The 17,792-nt window shown below is 53.4% G+C and carries 15 protein-coding genes; 14 read left to right on the top strand and 1 reads right to left on the bottom strand.

Going from position 1 to position 17,792, the window contains the following annotated elements; all coding sequences use genetic code 11:
* Positions 1 to 55: 55 nt before the first annotated feature.
* From tal to nhaR, 7 genes are all read left to right on the top strand, one after another.
* Entirely contained in the window at positions 56 to 1,009 is a 954-nt protein-coding gene (gene tal, locus VH86_RS10515; protein ID WP_034826122.1) for a transaldolase, read from the top strand.
* A 123-nt stretch (positions 1,010 to 1,132) separates the two neighbouring features.
* Complete coding sequence (mog, locus tag VH86_RS10520) at positions 1,133 to 1,720, top strand: molybdopterin adenylyltransferase (RefSeq protein ID WP_038649159.1); 588 nt, start codon at positions 1,133 to 1,135, stop codon at positions 1,718 to 1,720.
* Between the two features lie 113 nt (positions 1,721 to 1,833).
* Positions 1,834 to 3,135, top strand: coding sequence for an MFS transporter (locus VH86_RS10525; protein WP_045832855.1), 1,302 nt, complete (start codon positions 1,834 to 1,836; stop codon positions 3,133 to 3,135).
* Between the two features lie 212 nt (positions 3,136 to 3,347).
* Positions 3,348 to 5,258 carry a molecular chaperone DnaK gene (gene dnaK, locus VH86_RS10530; protein ID WP_045832856.1) on the top strand — a complete coding sequence of 637 codons (1,911 nt, stop codon included), beginning with the start codon at positions 3,348 to 3,350 and terminating at the stop codon, positions 5,256 to 5,258.
* A 103-nt stretch (positions 5,259 to 5,361) separates the two neighbouring features.
* The gene (dnaJ, locus tag VH86_RS10535) at positions 5,362 to 6,507 is read left to right on the top strand and encodes a molecular chaperone DnaJ (protein ID WP_034826114.1); all 1,146 of its coding nucleotides are present in this window, start codon (positions 5,362 to 5,364) and stop codon (positions 6,505 to 6,507) included.
* Positions 6,508 to 6,674: 167 nt separating this feature from the next.
* Positions 6,675 to 7,853, top strand: coding sequence for a Na+/H+ antiporter NhaA (gene nhaA, locus VH86_RS10540; protein WP_045832857.1), 1,179 nt, complete (start codon positions 6,675 to 6,677; stop codon positions 7,851 to 7,853).
* Positions 7,854 to 7,887: 34 nt separating this feature from the next.
* Positions 7,888 to 8,790, top strand: a complete 903-nt coding sequence (nhaR, locus tag VH86_RS10545) for a transcriptional activator NhaR (RefSeq protein WP_045832875.1) — start codon at positions 7,888 to 7,890, stop codon at positions 8,788 to 8,790.
* Between the two features lie 52 nt (positions 8,791 to 8,842).
* Here the strand turns inward: nhaR and rpsT are convergent, their stop codons facing one another.
* Positions 8,843 to 9,106 carry a 30S ribosomal protein S20 gene (rpsT, locus tag VH86_RS10550; protein ID WP_034826107.1) on the bottom strand — a complete coding sequence of 88 codons (264 nt, stop codon included), beginning with the start codon at positions 9,104 to 9,106 and terminating at the stop codon, positions 8,843 to 8,845.
* Positions 9,107 to 9,424: 318 nt separating this feature from the next.
* Between rpsT and ribF the strand changes: the two genes are divergently transcribed.
* The 7 genes from ribF (at position 9,425) to carA (ending at position 17,779) form a co-directional block, all read left to right on the top strand.
* Positions 9,425 to 10,363 (top strand): bifunctional riboflavin kinase/FAD synthetase, encoded by a 939-nt coding sequence (ribF, locus tag VH86_RS10555; RefSeq protein WP_034826105.1) that lies wholly within the window; start codon positions 9,425 to 9,427, stop codon positions 10,361 to 10,363.
* Between the two features lie 27 nt (positions 10,364 to 10,390).
* The gene (gene ileS, locus VH86_RS10560; RefSeq protein WP_045832858.1) at positions 10,391 to 13,210 is read left to right on the top strand and encodes an isoleucine--tRNA ligase; all 2,820 of its coding nucleotides are present in this window, start codon (positions 10,391 to 10,393) and stop codon (positions 13,208 to 13,210) included.
* Positions 13,210 to 13,713, top strand: coding sequence for a signal peptidase II (gene lspA, locus VH86_RS10565; protein WP_038649144.1), 504 nt, complete (start codon positions 13,210 to 13,212; stop codon positions 13,711 to 13,713). The genes ileS and lspA overlap by 1 nt, the downstream gene beginning before the upstream one ends.
* 3 nt (positions 13,714 to 13,716) lie before the next feature.
* Positions 13,717 to 14,187, top strand: a complete 471-nt coding sequence (gene fkpB, locus VH86_RS10570; RefSeq protein ID WP_034826099.1) for an FKBP-type peptidyl-prolyl cis-trans isomerase — start codon at positions 13,717 to 13,719, stop codon at positions 14,185 to 14,187.
* Positions 14,168 to 15,121 carry a 4-hydroxy-3-methylbut-2-enyl diphosphate reductase gene (gene ispH / locus VH86_RS10575; protein ID WP_034826097.1) on the top strand — a complete coding sequence of 318 codons (954 nt, stop codon included), beginning with the start codon at positions 14,168 to 14,170 and terminating at the stop codon, positions 15,119 to 15,121. Before fkpB ends, ispH begins: the two co-directional genes overlap by 20 nt.
* 222 nt (positions 15,122 to 15,343) lie before the next feature.
* Positions 15,344 to 16,159 carry a 4-hydroxy-tetrahydrodipicolinate reductase gene (gene dapB, locus VH86_RS10580; RefSeq protein ID WP_045832859.1) on the top strand — a complete coding sequence of 272 codons (816 nt, stop codon included), beginning with the start codon at positions 15,344 to 15,346 and terminating at the stop codon, positions 16,157 to 16,159.
* Positions 16,160 to 16,630: 471 nt separating this feature from the next.
* Positions 16,631 to 17,779, top strand: a complete 1,149-nt coding sequence (gene carA / locus VH86_RS10585; protein WP_034826093.1) for a glutamine-hydrolyzing carbamoyl-phosphate synthase small subunit — start codon at positions 16,631 to 16,633, stop codon at positions 17,777 to 17,779.
* The last annotated feature ends 13 nt before the right edge of the window (positions 17,780 to 17,792 follow it).

Raw genomic sequence — 17,792 nt, forward strand, 5'->3', positions numbered from 1 at the left:
ATATTATCCCAACAGCCTTTTACACCCTGACAGTCAACCTAAGAGAAAGAGAACCATGACGGACAAACTTACTTCCTTGCGTCAGCTGACTACTGTGGTCGCCGACACCGGTGATATCGCGGCGATGAAGCTTTATCAGCCGCAAGATGCGACCACCAACCCTTCTTTGATCCTCAACGCCGCTCAAATCCCTGAATACCGCAAACTGATTGACGAAGCCATTACCTGGGCACGTCAGCAGAGCAGCAACAAAGAAGAGCAGCTGGCACTGGTTTCTGACAAGCTGGCCGTCAACATTGGTCTGGAAATTCTGAAACTGATCCCAGGCCGTATCTCTACCGAAGTTGACGCACGTCTCTCCTACGACACCGAAGCGAGCATCGCGAAGGCACGTAGCCTGATCAAGCTGTACAACGATGCGGGCATCAGCAACGACCGTATCCTGATCAAACTGGCTTCAACCTGGCAGGGCATCCGTGCTGCTGAGCAGCTGGAAAAAGAAGGCATCAACTGTAACCTGACTCTGCTGTTCTCCTTCGCGCAGGCGCGTGCATGTGCGGAAGCAGGCGTGTTCCTGATCTCGCCATTCGTAGGCCGTATCCTCGACTGGTACAAGCAGAACACCGATAAGAAAGAGTACGCTGCGCATGAAGATCCAGGCGTGGTGTCGGTGGCGGAAATCTACAACTATTACAAACAGCACGGTTATGAAACTGTGGTAATGGGTGCCAGCTTCCGTAACATCGGTGAAATCATCGAACTGGCCGGCTGTGACCGTCTGACCATCTCTCCGGGCCTGCTGAAAGAGCTGGCAGAGAGCGAAGGTGCGGTTGAGCGCAAGCTGAGCTATACCGGTGAAGTCAAAGCGCGCCCTGCGAAAATGACCGAAGCTGAGTTCTTCTGGCAGCACAACCAGGATCCAATGGCCGTGACCAAACTGGCTGAAGGTATCCGCAACTTTGCCATCGATCAGGGCAAACTTGAGAAGATGATCGCCGAACTGCTGTAAGGTGATTTACCGTGGCGGCAGCTGTCGCCACGGTTTTACGCTTTTCCCTCGACTCCGCTTTGTATTATCCTCTTTGCATCCCTCTTTATTTGCCGCCTTGCGGTCAACCACAGCGATAACTCAATGGATACTTTGCGTATTGGATTAATTTCCGTTTCCGATCGTGCTGCTAATGGCATTTATCAGGATCAAGGCATTCCGGCGCTGGAAAGCTGGCTCGCCGCCGCGCTGACTACCCCGTTTGAAATCGAAACCCGTTTAGTACCCGATGAGCAGCCGATGATTGAACAGGCGATCTGTGAACTGGTCGATGAACTGTTCTGCAATCTGGTACTGACCACCGGCGGAACCGGCCCTGCGCGCCGCGATGTTACGCCCGATGCTACCCTGGCAGTCGCCGATCGTGAGATGCCGGGCTTTGGCGAACAGATGCGTCAAATCAGCCTGCAGTTTGTGCCGACTGCGATCCTTTCGCGTCAGGTGGGGGTGATCCGCAAACAGTCGCTGATCCTCAATCTGCCGGGTCAGCCCAAATCCATCAAAGAGACGCTGGAAGGGCTGAAAGCAGAAGATGGTGCAGTGAAAGTGCCGGGTATTTTTGCTGCTGTACCTTATTGTTTACAGTTGCTGGAAGGGCCCTACGTGGAAACCGATCCCGAAGTGGTAGCAGCATTTCGTCCTAAAAGTGCAAGGCGTGAGACAAACGTCTGAAAATCGCCGTTTTCAGGCATAAAATTCAGCGATACTGGTGTGGCGAAATATTGACGGTATAGTAACTCCAGCTTTACAACCACACTGACTTTGTCTCTGGATACCGCACGACTATGGATGCACATACAACGCGCCGTCTCAACGGCCAGGATTATAAAACCCTGTCGCTGGCCGCCCTCGGCGGGGCACTGGAATTCTACGACTTCATCATCTTCGTTTTCTTCGCGGCCGTAATCGGCGAGCTATTCTTCCCACCGGATATCCCAGAGTGGTTGCGTCAGGTACAGACCTTCGCGATTTTCGCCGCAGGTTATCTGGCGCGTCCGCTGGGCGGCATCATCATGGCGCACTTTGGTGACAAAGTTGGGCGCAAGAAGATGTTTAGTCTGAGCATTCTGTTAATGGCGTTACCCACGCTGGCAATGGGCGCACTGCCGACTTATGCCAGCATTGGCATCGCAGCGCCGATTTTGATGTTGCTGATGCGCGTGCTGCAGGGCGCCGCGATTGGTGGCGAGGTGCCGGGTGCGTGGGTCTTCGTGGCTGAACATGTGCCGGAAAAACGCATTGGTTTTGCCTGTGGCACGCTGACAGCGGGTTTAACCGCGGGCATTTTGCTGGGTTCGCTAGTGGCGACGGTGCTGAACACCACGCTTTCACCGGCAGCGATTCGCGATCACGGCTGGCGCATTCCGTTCTTCCTCGGTGGCTTATTCGGCTTGCTGGCCATGTATCTGCGCCGCTGGCTGCATGAAACGCCGGTGTTTAAGCAGATGCAGCAGCGTAAAGCGCTGTCTGACAAGCTGCCGCTGCAAACCATCCTTGCCAGCCATAAGCGCGGCATTGTGATTTCGATGCTGCTGACCTGGTTGCTCTCGGCCTGCATCGTGGTGGTGATTCTGATGGCGCCCACGCTGATGCAGAAACAGCATGGCATCCCCGCGGCATTGAGTCTGCAGGCCAACAGCGTTGCCACCGTTATGTTGCTGATCGGCTGCGTCATCGCGGGCTGGGTTGTGGATCGCTTCGGTGCGGCCCGTACGTTGATTGGTGGCTCCATACTGCTGGCCATCTTCAGCTGGAACTTCTTCCACCAATTGGGTGGTGCGCCGGAGATGCTGTTTGTCTGGTATGGACTGGCGGGATTGAGCGTTGGCGTGGTGGGTGTGGTGCCTTTTGTGATGGTTAAAGCGTTCCCGGCGGCGGTGCGTTTCACCGGCATCTCCTTCTCATACAATGTGGCCTATGCGATTTTCGGCGGTCTGACACCCATTAGCGTGACGCTAATGATGCAACTCACGCCGATGGCACCCGCCTGGTATGTGTTGGCGCTGGCGTTGATTGGTTTGCTGGTCGGCCTCTGGCTTCAGAGCGAAAAACAGCGATCGACACTGCTCAATCAGGTAAATGTTTAACTCAAGGCGCGTAAGCGCCTTTTTCTTTTCCGCATTTTTTTTAAAATATTTTAGTTTTAACCCTTGATGCGCTCTGAAGCGGCCCCATTTAGTTGTCATCGAGTGATGGCAGGCAGCAAAAAAAGCCTGTTACAGCAGTTGAAAAGGGTCAGTTTGACCGCACATCTGCTAACAACGCTAATTGACAAAGAATTTAAGTGGGAGACGTTTAGATGGGTAAGATTATTGGTATTGACTTGGGTACAACCAACTCATGTGTTGCGGTTATGGATGGTGGTAAAGCACGTGTGCTTGAAAACGCCGAAGGCGATCGCACCACACCGTCAATCATTGCATATACACAAGATGGCGAAACTCTGGTCGGTCAGCCGGCTAAACGTCAGGCGGTGACTAACCCGCAGAACACCCTGTTCGCGATCAAGCGCCTGATTGGCCGTCGTTTCCAGGACGAAGAAGTGCAGCGTGATATCAAAATCATGCCGTACAAAATCATCGGTTCTGATAACGGTGACGCATGGTTGAACGTGAAAGACCAGAAAATGGCACCACCGCAGATCTCTGCTGAAGTGCTGAAAAAGATGAAGAAAACCGCGGAAGATTTCCTCGGTGAAGCGGTAACCGAAGCGGTTATCACTGTTCCAGCTTACTTCAACGATGCACAGCGTCAGGCAACCAAAGATGCCGGCCGTATCGCGGGTCTGGACGTAAAACGTATCATCAACGAACCTACCGCAGCTGCACTGGCTTACGGTCTGGACAAAGGTCAGGGCAACCGCACTATCGCGGTATATGACCTGGGTGGTGGTACTTTCGATATCTCTATCATCGAGATCGATGAAGTTGATGGCGAGAAAACCTTCGAAGTGCTGGCGACCAACGGTGATACTCACCTCGGTGGTGAAGACTTCGACAGCCGTCTGATCAACTACTTAGTTGCTGAATTCAAGAAAGACCAGGGTATCGATCTGCATAACGATCCGCTGGCGATGCAGCGTCTGAAAGAAGCGGCTGAAAAAGCGAAGATTGAACTGTCTTCAGCGCAGCAGACCGACGTTAACCTGCCGTATATCACTGCAGATGCAACCGGTCCTAAGCACCTGAACATCAAAGTGACCCGTGCGAAGCTGGAATCACTGGTTGAAGATCTGGTGACCCGTTCTATCGAGCCACTGAAAGTTGCGCTGCAAGATGCAGGTCTGTCTGTTTCTGATATCAACGACGTTATCCTCGTTGGTGGTCAGACCCGTATGCCAATGGTTCAGGCCAAAGTCACTGAGTTCTTTGGTAAAGAGCCACGTAAAGACGTGAACCCGGATGAAGCGGTTGCTGTGGGTGCTGCGGTTCAGGGCGGTGTGCTGGCTGGTGAAGTGAAGGACGTTCTGCTGCTGGACGTGACCCCGCTGTCGCTGGGTATCGAAACCATGGGTGGCGTGATGACTGCGCTGATCAGCAAGAACACCACCATCCCAACCAAGCACAGCCAGGTGTTCTCAACCGCTGAAGATAACCAGTCTGCCGTGACCATTCACGTGCTGCAGGGTGAGCGTAAGCGTTCAGGTGATAACAAATCTCTGGGCCAGTTCAACCTCGACGGTATCCAGGCTGCACCGCGCGGTATGCCGCAGATCGAAGTGACCTTCGATATCGATGCCGATGGTATCCTGCACGTGTCTGCGAAGGACAAGAACAGCGGTAAAGAGCAGAAGATCACCATCAAAGCTTCTTCAGGTCTGAACGAAGAAGAGATCGAAAAAATGGTGCGTGACGCAGAAGCGAATGCCGAGTCTGACCGTAAGTTCGAAGAGCTGGTACAGACACGTAACCAGGGTGACCAGATTGCGCACAGCACCCGTAAGCAGTTGGATGAAGCCGGTGACAAACTGTCTGCTGAAGACAAAGCACCGATTGAGTCTGCGCTGACCGAGCTGAACACCGCGCTGAAAGGCGAAGATAAAGCAGAAATCGAAGCCAAAATGCAGGCTCTGATGGAAGTGTCTGGCAAACTGATGGAACTGGCGCAGCAGCAAGGCCAGGCGGGCGCAGCAGAGGCTGGCGACGCTTCAGCGAAGAAAGATGACGATGTTGTCGACGCTGAATTCGAAGAAGTTAAAGATAAAAAATAATTGCCCCTGACCGGGCGCGACGGCTGGCCTGACAGCCGTTGAAACCAGCACGGGCGTAGGAGATCTCTCCACGCCCGTGCGATCATGTTAAGGGCAGAACAAAATGGCTAAGAGTGATTTTTACGAGATCTTAGGCGTCTCTAAATCCGCAGATGAGCGTGAAATCAAAAAGGCTTACAAGCGCCTGGCGATGAAATACCATCCGGACCGTAACCCGGACAATAAAGAAGCCGAAGCTAAGTTTAAAGAGATTAAAGAAGCCTACGAAGTCCTGACCGATGCGCAAAAGCGTGCGGCCTATGACCAGTACGGTCATGCAGCCTTCGAACAGGGTGGCATGGGCGGTGGTGGATTCGGTGGCGGCGGCTTTGGCGGCGGTGGTGCTGACTTCAGCGATATCTTTGGCGACGTATTTGGCGATATTTTTGGTGGTGGACGCCGTCAGCGTGCTGCCCGTGGCGCCGATTTACGCTACAACATGGAGCTGTCGCTGGAAGAAGCGGTACGCGGCGTGACCAAAGAGATCCGCATTCCAACCCTGGAAGAGTGTGATGTCTGCCACGGTAGCGGGGCGAAAGCGGGTACTCAGCCGCAAACCTGTTCGACCTGTCACGGTGCAGGCCAGGTGCAGATGCGTCAGGGCTTCTTTACCGTACAGCAGGCGTGTCCGACCTGTCACGGTCGTGGCTCGGTGATCAAAGATCCGTGCAATGCCTGTCATGGACATGGTCGCGTTGAACGCCAGAAAACCTTGTCGGTGAAAATCCCGGCAGGCGTGGATACCGGCGATCGCATTCGTCTGAGCGGCGAAGGTGAAGCGGGTGAACACGGTGCGCCAGCGGGCGATCTGTACGTTCAGGTCTCGGTGAAAAAACACCCGATCTTCGAGCGTGAAGATAACAACCTGTACTGTGAAGTGCCGATCAACTTCGCGATGGCGGCATTGGGTGGCGAGATCGAAGTGCCTACTCTTGATGGTCGCGTGAAGTTGAAAGTGCCGTCTGAAACGCAAACCGGCAAGCTGTTCCGCATGCGCGGTAAAGGCGTGAAGTCAGTGCGCGGTGGCGCGGTGGGCGATCTGCTGTGTCGTGTGGTGGTGGAAACCCCAGTTAGCCTCAACGACAAACAGAAAGCGCTGTTGCGTGAGCTGGAAGAGAGCTTCGGCGGCCCAACGGGTGAGAAAAACAGCCCGCGCTCTAAAAGCTTCTTCGATGGTGTGAAAAAGTTCTTTGACGATCTGACCCGCTAATCGGGTAAGTGGTTCACAATGAAGCGGAGAGGCGACTCTCCGCTTTTTTTATGGCTGTGATTTAATAGATCGGTATTACCGATCTATAAACGAGACATAAGCTGCTTTTAACGAGGTATTTACGCCGCTAAACTACCCGCTAAAAATTGTCCTGCTCAGGAGGAGTTGTGAACAAACCCCGTAGTATTCGAAGCTTACTGAAGAGCTTTATCGCGAGTGATGCCAGCAACGGCATCGTGCTTATTCTTGCGGCTGTTGCGGCAATGATCCTCGCCAACAGTGCAGAAACCGCGCAAGGTTATCAATCGTTCCTCGCTGAGCCGGTGCAAATTCGTTTTGGCGCACTGGATATCAGCAAAAACCTGTTGCTGTGGATCAACGATGCGTTGATGGCTTTGTTCTTTTTATTAATCGGCCTTGAAGTGAAGCGTGAGCTGATGATTGGTGAGTTAGCCAGTCGCGACCGTGCCATCTTCCCGGTGATTGCAGCCCTCGGTGGTATGGTGGTTCCCGGGCTGATCTTCTTCGGTTTGAATCATGCTGATGAAATCGCTCGTAACGGCTGGGCGATCCCAACTGCCACTGACATTGCCTTTGCTTTAGGTGTGCTGGCACTGCTCGGCAGCCGCGTACCTGCCGCACTGAAAGTGTTCCTGATGGCACTGGCGATTATTGATGATCTCGGCGCTATCGTGATCATCGCGCTGTTCTATACCAGCGATCTCTCGGTGCTGTCGTTGAGCGTCGCCGCTGGCGCTATCGTATTGCTGGCGATATTGAACCGCTGCGGTGTGCGTAACATTGCGATTTACATGCTGGTGGGTGTGGTGCTGTGGACCGCTGTGCTTAAATCCGGCGTGCATGCCACGCTGGCAGGGGTGATCGTGGGCTTCTTCGTGCCGCTGGAAGAGAAGGATGGCCATTCGCCTGCAGAACATTTGGCACACGGTTTGATGCCCTGGGTGAACTGGCTGATTCTGCCGCTGTTCGCTTTCGCTAACGCCGGCATCTCTTTAAGTGGCATTACATTTGGCGACGTACTGTCACCGGAGCCACTGGGCATTATCCTCGGCCTGTTGATCGGTAAACCGCTGGGCATTACGTTGTTCTGCTGGCTGGCAGTGAAGTGGCGACTGGCGGTGTTGCCGAACGGCACCGCAATACGCGATATCATGGCGATCGGTGTGCTGTGCGGTATTGGCTTTACCATGTCGATCTTCATTAGCTCACTGGCCTTTGACGCCGCACATGAGCAGCTGGTGACTTTCTCTAAACTCGGTATCCTCAGTGGCTCGCTGCTGTCGGCAGTGATCGGTTACACACTGTTGCGTATCAAACTGCGATAAACAGGGAAGGAGGCGCAAGCCTCCTTTTTTTATGATGAATCAGCTCAATTTCAATCATCTCTATTATTTCTGGCAGGTGTGTAAAACTGGCTCCGTGGTGCGCGCCGCTGATGTTCTCTGCCTGACGCCGCAAACGGTAACGGGGCAGATTAAAGCACTGGAAGAGCAATTGGGTGGCGCGCTGTTTCGCCGCCAGGGGCGTGGTTTGGTGCCTAATGAACTCGGACAACTGGTGTTTCGCTACGCCGATCGCATGTTCATGCTCAGCCAGGAGATGCTGGATATCGTTAACTATCGCAAAGAGTCGCACCTGTTGTTCGACGTGGGTGTGGCGGATGCGTTATCAAAACCACTGGTGAGCAAAGTGCTGGAAGCGGCCGTGGTGTCGGAGGAGAAAATTCATCTGCGCTGTTTCGAGTCAACGCACGAGATGTTGCTGGAGCAACTGAGCCAGCACAAGCTCGACATGATTGTCTCGGATTGTCCAATCGACTCCACTCAGCAGGAAGGTTTGTTCTCAGTGAAACTCGGCGAGTGCCCAATCAGTTTCTGGTGCAATGCACCGCTGCCCGATCGTCCTTTCCCGGCATGTTTAGAGCAGCGTCGCCTGCTCATTCCCGGACGTCGCTCGATGCTCGGCCGCAAGTTGCTCAACTGGATTCACAGCCAGGGGTTGCAGGTGGATATTCTGGGCGAGTTTGATGATGCGGCCTTGATGAAGGCCTTTGGTGCGCAGAACCATGCGATTTTTGTCGCGCCGACACTCTATGGCGCGGAGATCTATCGCGATGATACGATGCGTGAAATAGGGCGTCTGGAGGCGGTCATGGAGGAGTATCACGTGATCTTTGCCGAGCGCATGATTCAACATCCGGCGGTACAGCGCATCTGCAATCGTGATTTCAGCGTACTCTTTAATGCTAAATCGCAGGCATAAAAAAACCGGCTAAGCGCCGGTTCTTTCGACAAAGCGATAACCTAACAGGCGATTAAGCCAGTTTGGTGATCTGTGCAGCCAGGTTTGCTTTATGGCGTGCAGCTTTGTTTTTGTGGATCAGACCTTTAGCAGCCTGACGGTCCACGATTGGTTGCATTTCGTTGAATGCGTTCTGCGCAGCAGCTTTGTCGCCTGTTGCGATAGCCGCGTATACTTTCTTGATGAAAGTACGCATCATTGAACGGTTGCTTGCGTTATGCTTGCGACGTTTCTCAGATGTTACGGCGCGTTTCTTAGCTGATTTGATATTAGCCAAGGTCCAACTCCCAAATGTGATCTATATGGACAAATCAAAGGCCGAGGACTATGCCTTTTGCGCCTTCTTTTGTCAATGGATTTGTGCAAATAAGCGTCGTTTTAGCAACGGCGCTTGATTACGTAATTGATGGCGCAGGATTCTACCAGCAACACGTCGCTGAATACAGTATTTCACATTAAAAATCTTCATTACCTGCCTGAGCAATGGGTTGCGTGCGCATTAAGCTGCACCATACGCAGGAAAGGCACGCAGACGGGTTAACCTGAAGGCCATTCAAGGGTATAATCCGCCGATTTCCACCGGTTTGAGTCAGCCATGAAGTTTATCCGCGGTATTTATAATCTGAAAGAGCAGCATCGCGGCTGCGTCCTGACCATTGGCAATTTTGACGGCGTACATCGCGGCCACCAGGCATTGATGGCGGAGTTGATTGCTGAAGGACGTCAACGCAATCTGCCGGTGGTGGTGATGCTGTTTGAACCGCAACCACTTGAATTGTTTGCCGGTGACAAAGCCCCGGCACGCCTGACGCGTTTGCGCGAGAAGCTGAAGTATCTCGAACAGGCGGGTGTTGATGCGGTGCTCTGCGTCCGCTTTGATCGCCGTTTTGCGGCACACTCCGCACAAAGTTTTATCGCTGAACTGCTGGTCGATAAACTCAACGTGAAGTTTCTCGCAGTGGGTGATGATTTCCGCTTTGGCGCTGGTCGCCAGGGGGATTTCCTGTTATTACAGAAAGCCGGTGTCGAGTATGGCTTCGACGTCATCAGCACCCAGACCTATTGTGATGGCGGTGCGCGTATCAGCAGCACGGCGGTACGTCAGGCACTGGCACAGGATGATTTTGCGCAGGCGGAAGCGCTGCTGGGCCATCCATTCAGCATTTCAGGGCGCGTCGTGCACGGTGATGCACTGGGGCGCACCATTGGTTTCCCCACCGCTAACATTCCATTACGCCGCACAGTAACGCCGGTGAAAGGGGTGTTTGCGGTAGAAGTGTTAGGCCTGGGCGACAAGCCTATCGCTGGCGTGGCCAACATTGGCACACGTCCGACGGTAAAAGGTCTGCGTCAGCAGCTTGAAGTTCACCTGCTTGACACACATATGAATCTTTATGGCCACCACATTGAGGTGGTGCTGAAACAAAAGATTCGCGACGAACAGCGTTTCGCTTCGCTGGACGCGTTGAAAGAACAAATTGCGAAAGATGTGGTGACGGCCCGCCAATTTTTTGGGCTTAACGCACCGGCTTAATGACCGAAATACGGAACCGAGAATCTGATGAGTGACTATAAATCTACCCTGAATTTGCCGGAAACGGGGTTCCCGATGCGTGGCGATCTGGCCAAACGCGAACCGGGAATGCTGCAACGTTGGACTGATGACAACCTGTACGGCATCATCCGCGAAGCCAAAAAAGGGAAAAAAACCTTTATTTTGCATGATGGCCCTCCGTACGCGAACGGCAGCATTCATATTGGTCACTCCGTTAACAAGATTCTGAAAGACATTATCGTTAAGTCGAAAGGCATGGCGGGATACGACTCGCCATATGTACCCGGTTGGGACTGCCACGGCTTGCCGATTGAGCACAAAGTTGAGCAGATGATCGGTAAACCGGGCGAGAAAGTCTCCGCTGCGGAATTCCGTGCCGCCTGCCGTAACTATGCTGCTGAGCAGGTTGAAGGCCAGAAGAAAGACTTTATCCGTTTGGGCGTACTGGGTGACTGGGATCGTCCGTACCTGACTATGGACTTCAAAACTGAAGCCAACATCATTCGTGCGCTGAGTAAAATTATTGGCAACGGCCACCTGCATAAAGGCGCCAAACCGGTGCACTGGTGCATGGATTGCCGTTCAGCACTGGCTGAAGCGGAAGTGGAGTACTACGACAAAACCTCCCCTTCTATCGACGTGATGTTTAACGCCGTTGATGCTGATGCGGTACGCGCTAAGTTTGGCGTTGCAGCCTCTGAAGGCCCGGTTTCTCTGGTGATCTGGACCACCACCCCGTGGACCATGCCTGCTAACCGCGGTATCTCCCTGCATCCTGAGTTCGAATACCAGTTGCTGCAGATTGAAGGCCGCAGCTTGATCCTCGCCAAAGAGATGGTTGAGAGCGTGATGAAGCGCGCGGGCATCGCTGAGTGGACGGTCCTGGGCGAATGCAACGGTTCAGCACTTGAGTTGCAGCTGTTCCAGCACCCGTTCCTTGAGCAGATCCAGTCGAAAGTCGTATTGGGCGAGCACGTTACGCTGGAAGCGGGTACCGGTGCAGTGCATACCGCACCTGGACACGGCCCGGATGACTATGTGATCGGCCAGAAATACGGTCTGGAAACCGCTAACCCTGTCGGTCCAGATGGCGCGTACCTGCCAGGCACCTATCCAACGCTGGACGGCGTAAACGTGTTTAAAGCCAACGACATGATCGTTGAGCTGCTGAAAGAGAAAGGCGCACTGCTGCACGTTGAAAAACTGCTGCATAGCTATCCGCACTGCTGGCGCCACAAAACCCCGATCATCTTCCGTGCTACCCCTCAGTGGTTCATCAGCATGGATCAGAAAGGCCTGCGTGCGCAGTCGCTGAAAGAGATTAAAGGCGTGCAATGGATCCCGGATTGGGGCCAGGCGCGTATCGAAGCGATGGTGGCGAACCGTCCAGACTGGTGTATCTCACGTCAGCGTACCTGGGGCGTGCCGATGGCGCTGTTCGTGCACAAAGAGACCGAGCAGCTGCATCCGGATACGCTGGAGCTGATGGAAAAAGTCGCGAAGTGCGTAGAGCAGGATGGCATTCAGGCATGGTGGGATCTCGATCCGCGCGATCTGATGGGCGACGACGCTGATCACTATGTCAAAGTACCGGATACGCTGGATGTGTGGTTCGATTCAGGCTCAACCAGCTACTCCGTGGTCGATGCGCGCCCAGAATTTGGCGGCCATGCGCCGGATATGTATCTGGAAGGTTCAGATCAGCATCGTGGCTGGTTCATGTCTTCGCTGATGATCTCGACGGCGATGAAAGGCAAAGCGCCTTATCGTCAGGTACTGACGCACGGTTTCACCGTGGACGGTCAGGGCCGCAAGATGTCGAAATCCATCGGCAATACCGTGGCTCCGCAGGATGTGATGGACAAACTGGGCGCGGATATCTTGCGTCTGTGGGTCGCCTCAACCGATTACTCCGGTGAAATGGCGGTGTCCGATGAGATCCTGAAGCGTGCCGCTGACAGTTATCGCCGTATCCGTAACACCGCGCGCTTCCTGCTGGCAAACCTCGCGGGCTTCAACCCGGCGACCGATTGCGTGAAACCCGAAGAGATGGTGGTGGTCGATCGCTGGGCGGTTGGCCGTGCGCTGGCTGCACAGCAAGACATCGTCCAGTCATACGAGAACTACGATTTCCATGAAGTGGTGCAGCGTCTGATGCACTTCTGCTCCATCGAAATGGGCTCGTTCTATCTTGATGTGATCAAAGATCGTCAGTACACCGCGAAAGGTGACAGCCTCGCGCGTCGCAGTTGCCAGACCGCGCTGTGGCACATCGTTGAAGCGCTGGTGCGCTGGATGGCGCCAATCATGTCCTTCACTGCTGATGAAATCTGGGGCTACCTGCCGGGTGAACGTGCTAAATACGTATTCACTGAAGAGTGGTATGAAGGCCTGTTTGGTCTGGCGGATAACGAAGCACTGAACGACGCCTACTGGGATGAGCTGCTGAAAGTGCGCGGCGAAGTCAACAAAGTGATCGAGCAAGCGCGCAGCGATAAACGTATCGGTGGCGCACTGGAAGCCACAGTAACGCTTTACGCGGATGCTGAACTGGCCGCTAAACTGCAGGCGCTGGGCGATGAGTTGCGTTTTGTCTTGCTGACTTCCGGCGCAACGGTGGCGGATTACGCCGCTGCCAGCGATGAAGCGCAGCAGAGCGAAGTACTGAAAGGTCTGAAAATCGCACTGCATAAAGCAGAAGGCGAGAAATGTCCGCGTTGCTGGCATTACACTACTGACGTTGGCCAGAATCCGGAGCATGCTGCGGTCTGTGGACGTTGTTACACCAACGTAGCCGGCAACGGTGAAGTGCGGAAATTTGCCTGATGAGTAAACTCTGCTCTACCGGATTGCGCTGGTTGTGGCTGGTGCTGGTGGTGATCGTGGTCGATTTCGCCAGCAAGCAGTGGATCATGAACAACATGATGCTGCATGAAACACAGCCGCTGATACCGTTCCTGAATCTGTTCTACGCGCACAACTATGGCGCGGCGTTCAGCTTCCTGGCGGATAAAGGTGGCTGGCAGCGTTGGTTCTTTGCCGGCATCGCGATTGCGATTGTGGTCGCGCTGGTGGTGATGATGTATCGCAACCGTGCAAGTAACAAATTAACCAATATTGCCTACGCGCTGATTATCGGCGGGGCGTTGGGTAACCTGTTTGACCGTGCATATCACGGCTTCGTGGTGGATTTCATCGACTTCTACGTTGGTGACTGGCATTTTGCCACCTTCAACATCGCTGACTGCGGCATCTGTATTGGTGCGGCCTTGGTGGTGCTGGAAGGATTCCTCACGCCGAAAGACAAACAGGTCAAAGAGAAAGGGTAACAAATGACTGAGTCCGTACAGCGCGATAGCGCGTTGCTGGTGCATTTCACGCTGAAGCTGGAAGATGGCTCAACAGCGGAATCCACACGCGCCAACGGCAAACCAGCGCTGTTCCGTCTGGGAGATGGCAGCTTGTCGGGTGCATTGGAACAGGAACTGTTAGGACGTAAAGTCGGCGATAAGCATGCCTTTACGCTGGCACCGGAAGATGCCTTTGGTGGTACCAGTCCGGACCTGGTTCAGTACTTTTCGCGCCGTGACTTTAAAGATGCTGGCGAACCTGAAGTCGGTTCCATCATGCTGTTCAGCGGCAGAGGTGGCAGCGAGATGCCGGGTGTGATCCGTGAAATTTCCGGTGACTCTATCACCGTTGATTTTAACCATCCGTTGGCCGGCCAGCGCATTCAGTTTGAAATTGAAGTGCTGGAGATTGACCCGGTGCTGGAGGCCAGCGATGCAAATCCTGTTAGCTAACCCTCGCGGTTTCTGTGCAGGCGTGGATCGCGCCATCAGTATTGTGGAGCGCGCGCTGGAGATGTACGGTGCACCGATCTATGTGCGTCACGAAGTGGTACATAACCGCTACGTGGTAAGTAGCTTGCGCGATCGGGGAGCGATCTTCATTGAAGAGATCAGCGAAGTGCCGGACGATGCCATCCTGATCTTCTCCGCTCACGGCGTTTCTCAGGCGGTGCGGGCGGAAGCGAAGGCGCGCAATCTCACTATGCTGTTTGACGCCACTTGCCCGCTGGTGACCAAGGTGCATATGGAAGTGGCGCGCGCCAGCCGTAAAGGTGTGGAAGCCATTTTGATTGGTCATGCCGGCCACCCTGAAGTGGAAGGCACCATGGGGCAGTACAACAACCCCAACGGTGGCATGTATTTGGTGGAGTCGCCGGAAGATGTGTTCAAGCTGAGCGTTAAGGACGAAGGCAATCTGTGCTTCATGACGCAAACAACTTTATCGGTTGATGATACGTCAGATGTGATTGATGCACTGCGTCAGCGCTTCCCGGCAATTATTGGCCCACGCAAAGATGATATCTGTTACGCCACCACTAACCGCCAGGAAGCCGTGCGTGTTCTGGCGCGTGATGCGGAAGTGGTGCTGGTGGTTGGCTCGAAAAACTCCTCTAACTCCAACCGTCTGGCCGAACTGGCACAGCGTGCGGGGAAACTGGCGAAGCTGATCGATTCAGCGGATGACATTCAGGAAGAGTGGGTTAAAGGCAAGCAGATCATCGGTGTGACGGCGGGCGCCTCGGCACCGGATATTCTGGTGCAGCAGGTGATTCAGCGCTTGAAAGAGTATGGCGGTGAAGCCGCGATTGAGCTGATTGGCCGCGAAGAGAACATTGTGTTTGAAGTGCCGAAAGAGTTGCGTGTCGAAGTGCGCAACGTCCAGTAAGCGTTTGCTACCGAAACAGAATCAGGCCGACATCGTTCGGCCTTTTCTTTATCTGTCGTCGCCAAAAAGACCACTTCCAGCAGGTGGGATTGCTTTTACTGATAATGTTTGGCGGCTGGCATAAAATTCTTATTATCCCTTTTTTATTGTGGCGTGACTGTTATCTGACCGTTAACCTGTTTACGCTTTGCATGCATAGATTTGTATCAGGAATGAATAATTATGAGTGATATCCGCATTGCTATCGTTGGTGCGCCGGGCCGCATGGGACGCAATTTAATTCAGGCCGTGCAGCAAGCGGAAGGTGTCGCGTTAGGCGCAGCACTGGCACGCAGCGGTTCCTCACTGCTGGGCGCTGACGCAGGTGAACTGGCTGGTATCGGTAAAACCGGTATTACCGTTACCGATGATTTGCTGAAAGTCGTCAATGATTTTGATGTGCTAATCGACTTTACTCGCCCGGAAGGCACGCTGGAATATCTGGCGTTCTGCCGTGAGCATCAAAAAGCGATGGTGATCGGCACCACGGGTTTCGATGAAGCGGGCAAAGAAGCGATTCGCGCTGCTGCGGAAGAAATTGGCATTGTGTTTGCCGCGAACTTTAGTGTTGGAGTGAACCTGGTGCTGAATCTGCTGCAGCAAGCGGCCAAAGTGATGGGTGAATATGCTGATATTGAAATCGTGGAAGCGCATCACCGTCATAAAGTTGATGCACCATCAGGTACAGCGTTAGCGATGGGCGAAGCCATTGCCGATGCGATGAACTGGAATTTAGATGAGCACGCGGTCTACGCCCGCGAAGGCCATACTGGCGAGCGTAAAGCACAGACCATCGGTTTCGCGACCGTGCGCGCGGGTGATATTGTCGGTGAGCATACCGCGATGTTTGCTGATATTGGCGAGCGTGTAGAGATTACCCATAAGGCTTCCAGCCGCATGACCTTCGCTAATGGCGCAGTTAAGGCGGCAAGTTGGTTGAAGAACAAGAAATCTGGCCTCTATGATATGCGAGATGTGCTGGATTTATCGATGTTGTGAGTGTTGTGAACCATCGTGATGTGGTTATTTCAATCGGTAAGATGATGATTGAATAGGGCAATGTGATCATTGCCCTTTATTTTACTTGTTAAAATGATGGCTTGGTTGTTGTTTTGTCTTGTGATTGGCATTTTACAAGTTTTATGTCTATTAAGAAGTCAGTAAGATGCGATTTTTGACCATTTGGTCAAAAATTTATGCGTGGTAGCACGTGTTTGCGATTATTGCCGCTTGGCAACCGTTTATTTTCCTCACTTATCTCACTCTTTTATCGCCTTTCTCGCTTTTTAACATTCAACAGCCTTAAAAATACAAAAAAATAGCCGCTCAGGGTAGACAAGCTGAAGGTCGATCATTAGAATGCGCGCAATTTGCCAAAATTCGAGCATTCAGGCGGATTTTGCATTGATTCGGGCATGTATTTTGAATTAATATGCAAATATTGTGACTGTTTATTCCCTGGAGGATGTTTTGATTAAGTCAGCGCTCTTGGTTCTGGAAGACGGAACCCAATTCCACGGTCGGGCCATCGGGGCAACGGGGTCGGCAGTGGGGGAAGTCGTTTTCAACACGTCAATGACTGGTTATCAAGAAATCCTCACTGATCCTTCCTATTCCCGCCAAATCGTTACCCTCACTTATCCCCATATCGGCAATGTTGGCGTTAATGCCGCCGATGAAGAATCCAGCCAAATCCATGCTCAAGGCCTCGTTATTCGCGACCTGCCGCTAATCACCAGCAATTTCCGCAGTGAAGAAAGCCTCTCAGCTTACTTGCAGCGCAATAACATTGTCGGTATCGCCGACATTGATACGCGCAAACTGACGCGTTTGCTGCGTGAGAAGGGCGCACAGAGCGGCTGCATTATTGCGGGTGATAATCCAGATGCGGCACTGGCGCTGCAAAAGGCGCAGGCGTTCCCGGGCTTGAAAGGAATGGATCTGGCAAAAGAAGTGACCACTGCAGAAACTTACGCGTGGCAGCAGGGTAGCTGGACCCTGGAAGGGGATTTGCCTGAGCAGAAAACGGCTGCAGAGCTGCCGTTCCACGTTGTCGCCTACGACTTCGGCGCTAAGCGCAACATCCTGCGTATGCTCGTGGATCGTGGCTGCCGCTTGACGGTTGTCCCGGCCAAAACCAGCGCAGAAGAGGTGCTGGCACTGAATCCAGATGGCATCTTCCTGTCGAACGGTCCTGGTGACCCGGAGCCGTGTGACTACGCCATCAATGCAATTCAGGCGTTCCTGAAAACCGATATTCCGGTGTTCGGTATCTGCCTTGGCCATCAGCTGCTGGCACTGGCAAGCGGTGCGAAAACCATCAAGATGAAACTCGGCCACCACGGCGGCAACCATCCGGTCAAAGATCTCGACAACAATGTGGTGATGATTACCGCGCAGAACCACGGTTTTGCGGTTGATGACAGCCAGTTGCCAGCGAATCTGCGTGTCACGCATGTGTCGCTGTTCGACCAGACGGTACAAGGTATTCACCGCACAGATAAACCGGCCTTCAGCTTCCAGGGACACCCTGAAGCGAGCCCAGGCCCGCACGATGCGGCGCCGCTGTTCGATCACTTTATCGAACTGATCGAAGCTTACCGTTCTAACGCGAAGTAATCAGGAGCCCACG

It is taken from the genome of Pantoea sp. BL1 (assembly GCF_000963985.1).
Taxonomy (GTDB): domain Bacteria; phylum Pseudomonadota; class Gammaproteobacteria; order Enterobacterales; family Enterobacteriaceae; genus Pantoea; species Pantoea rwandensis_B.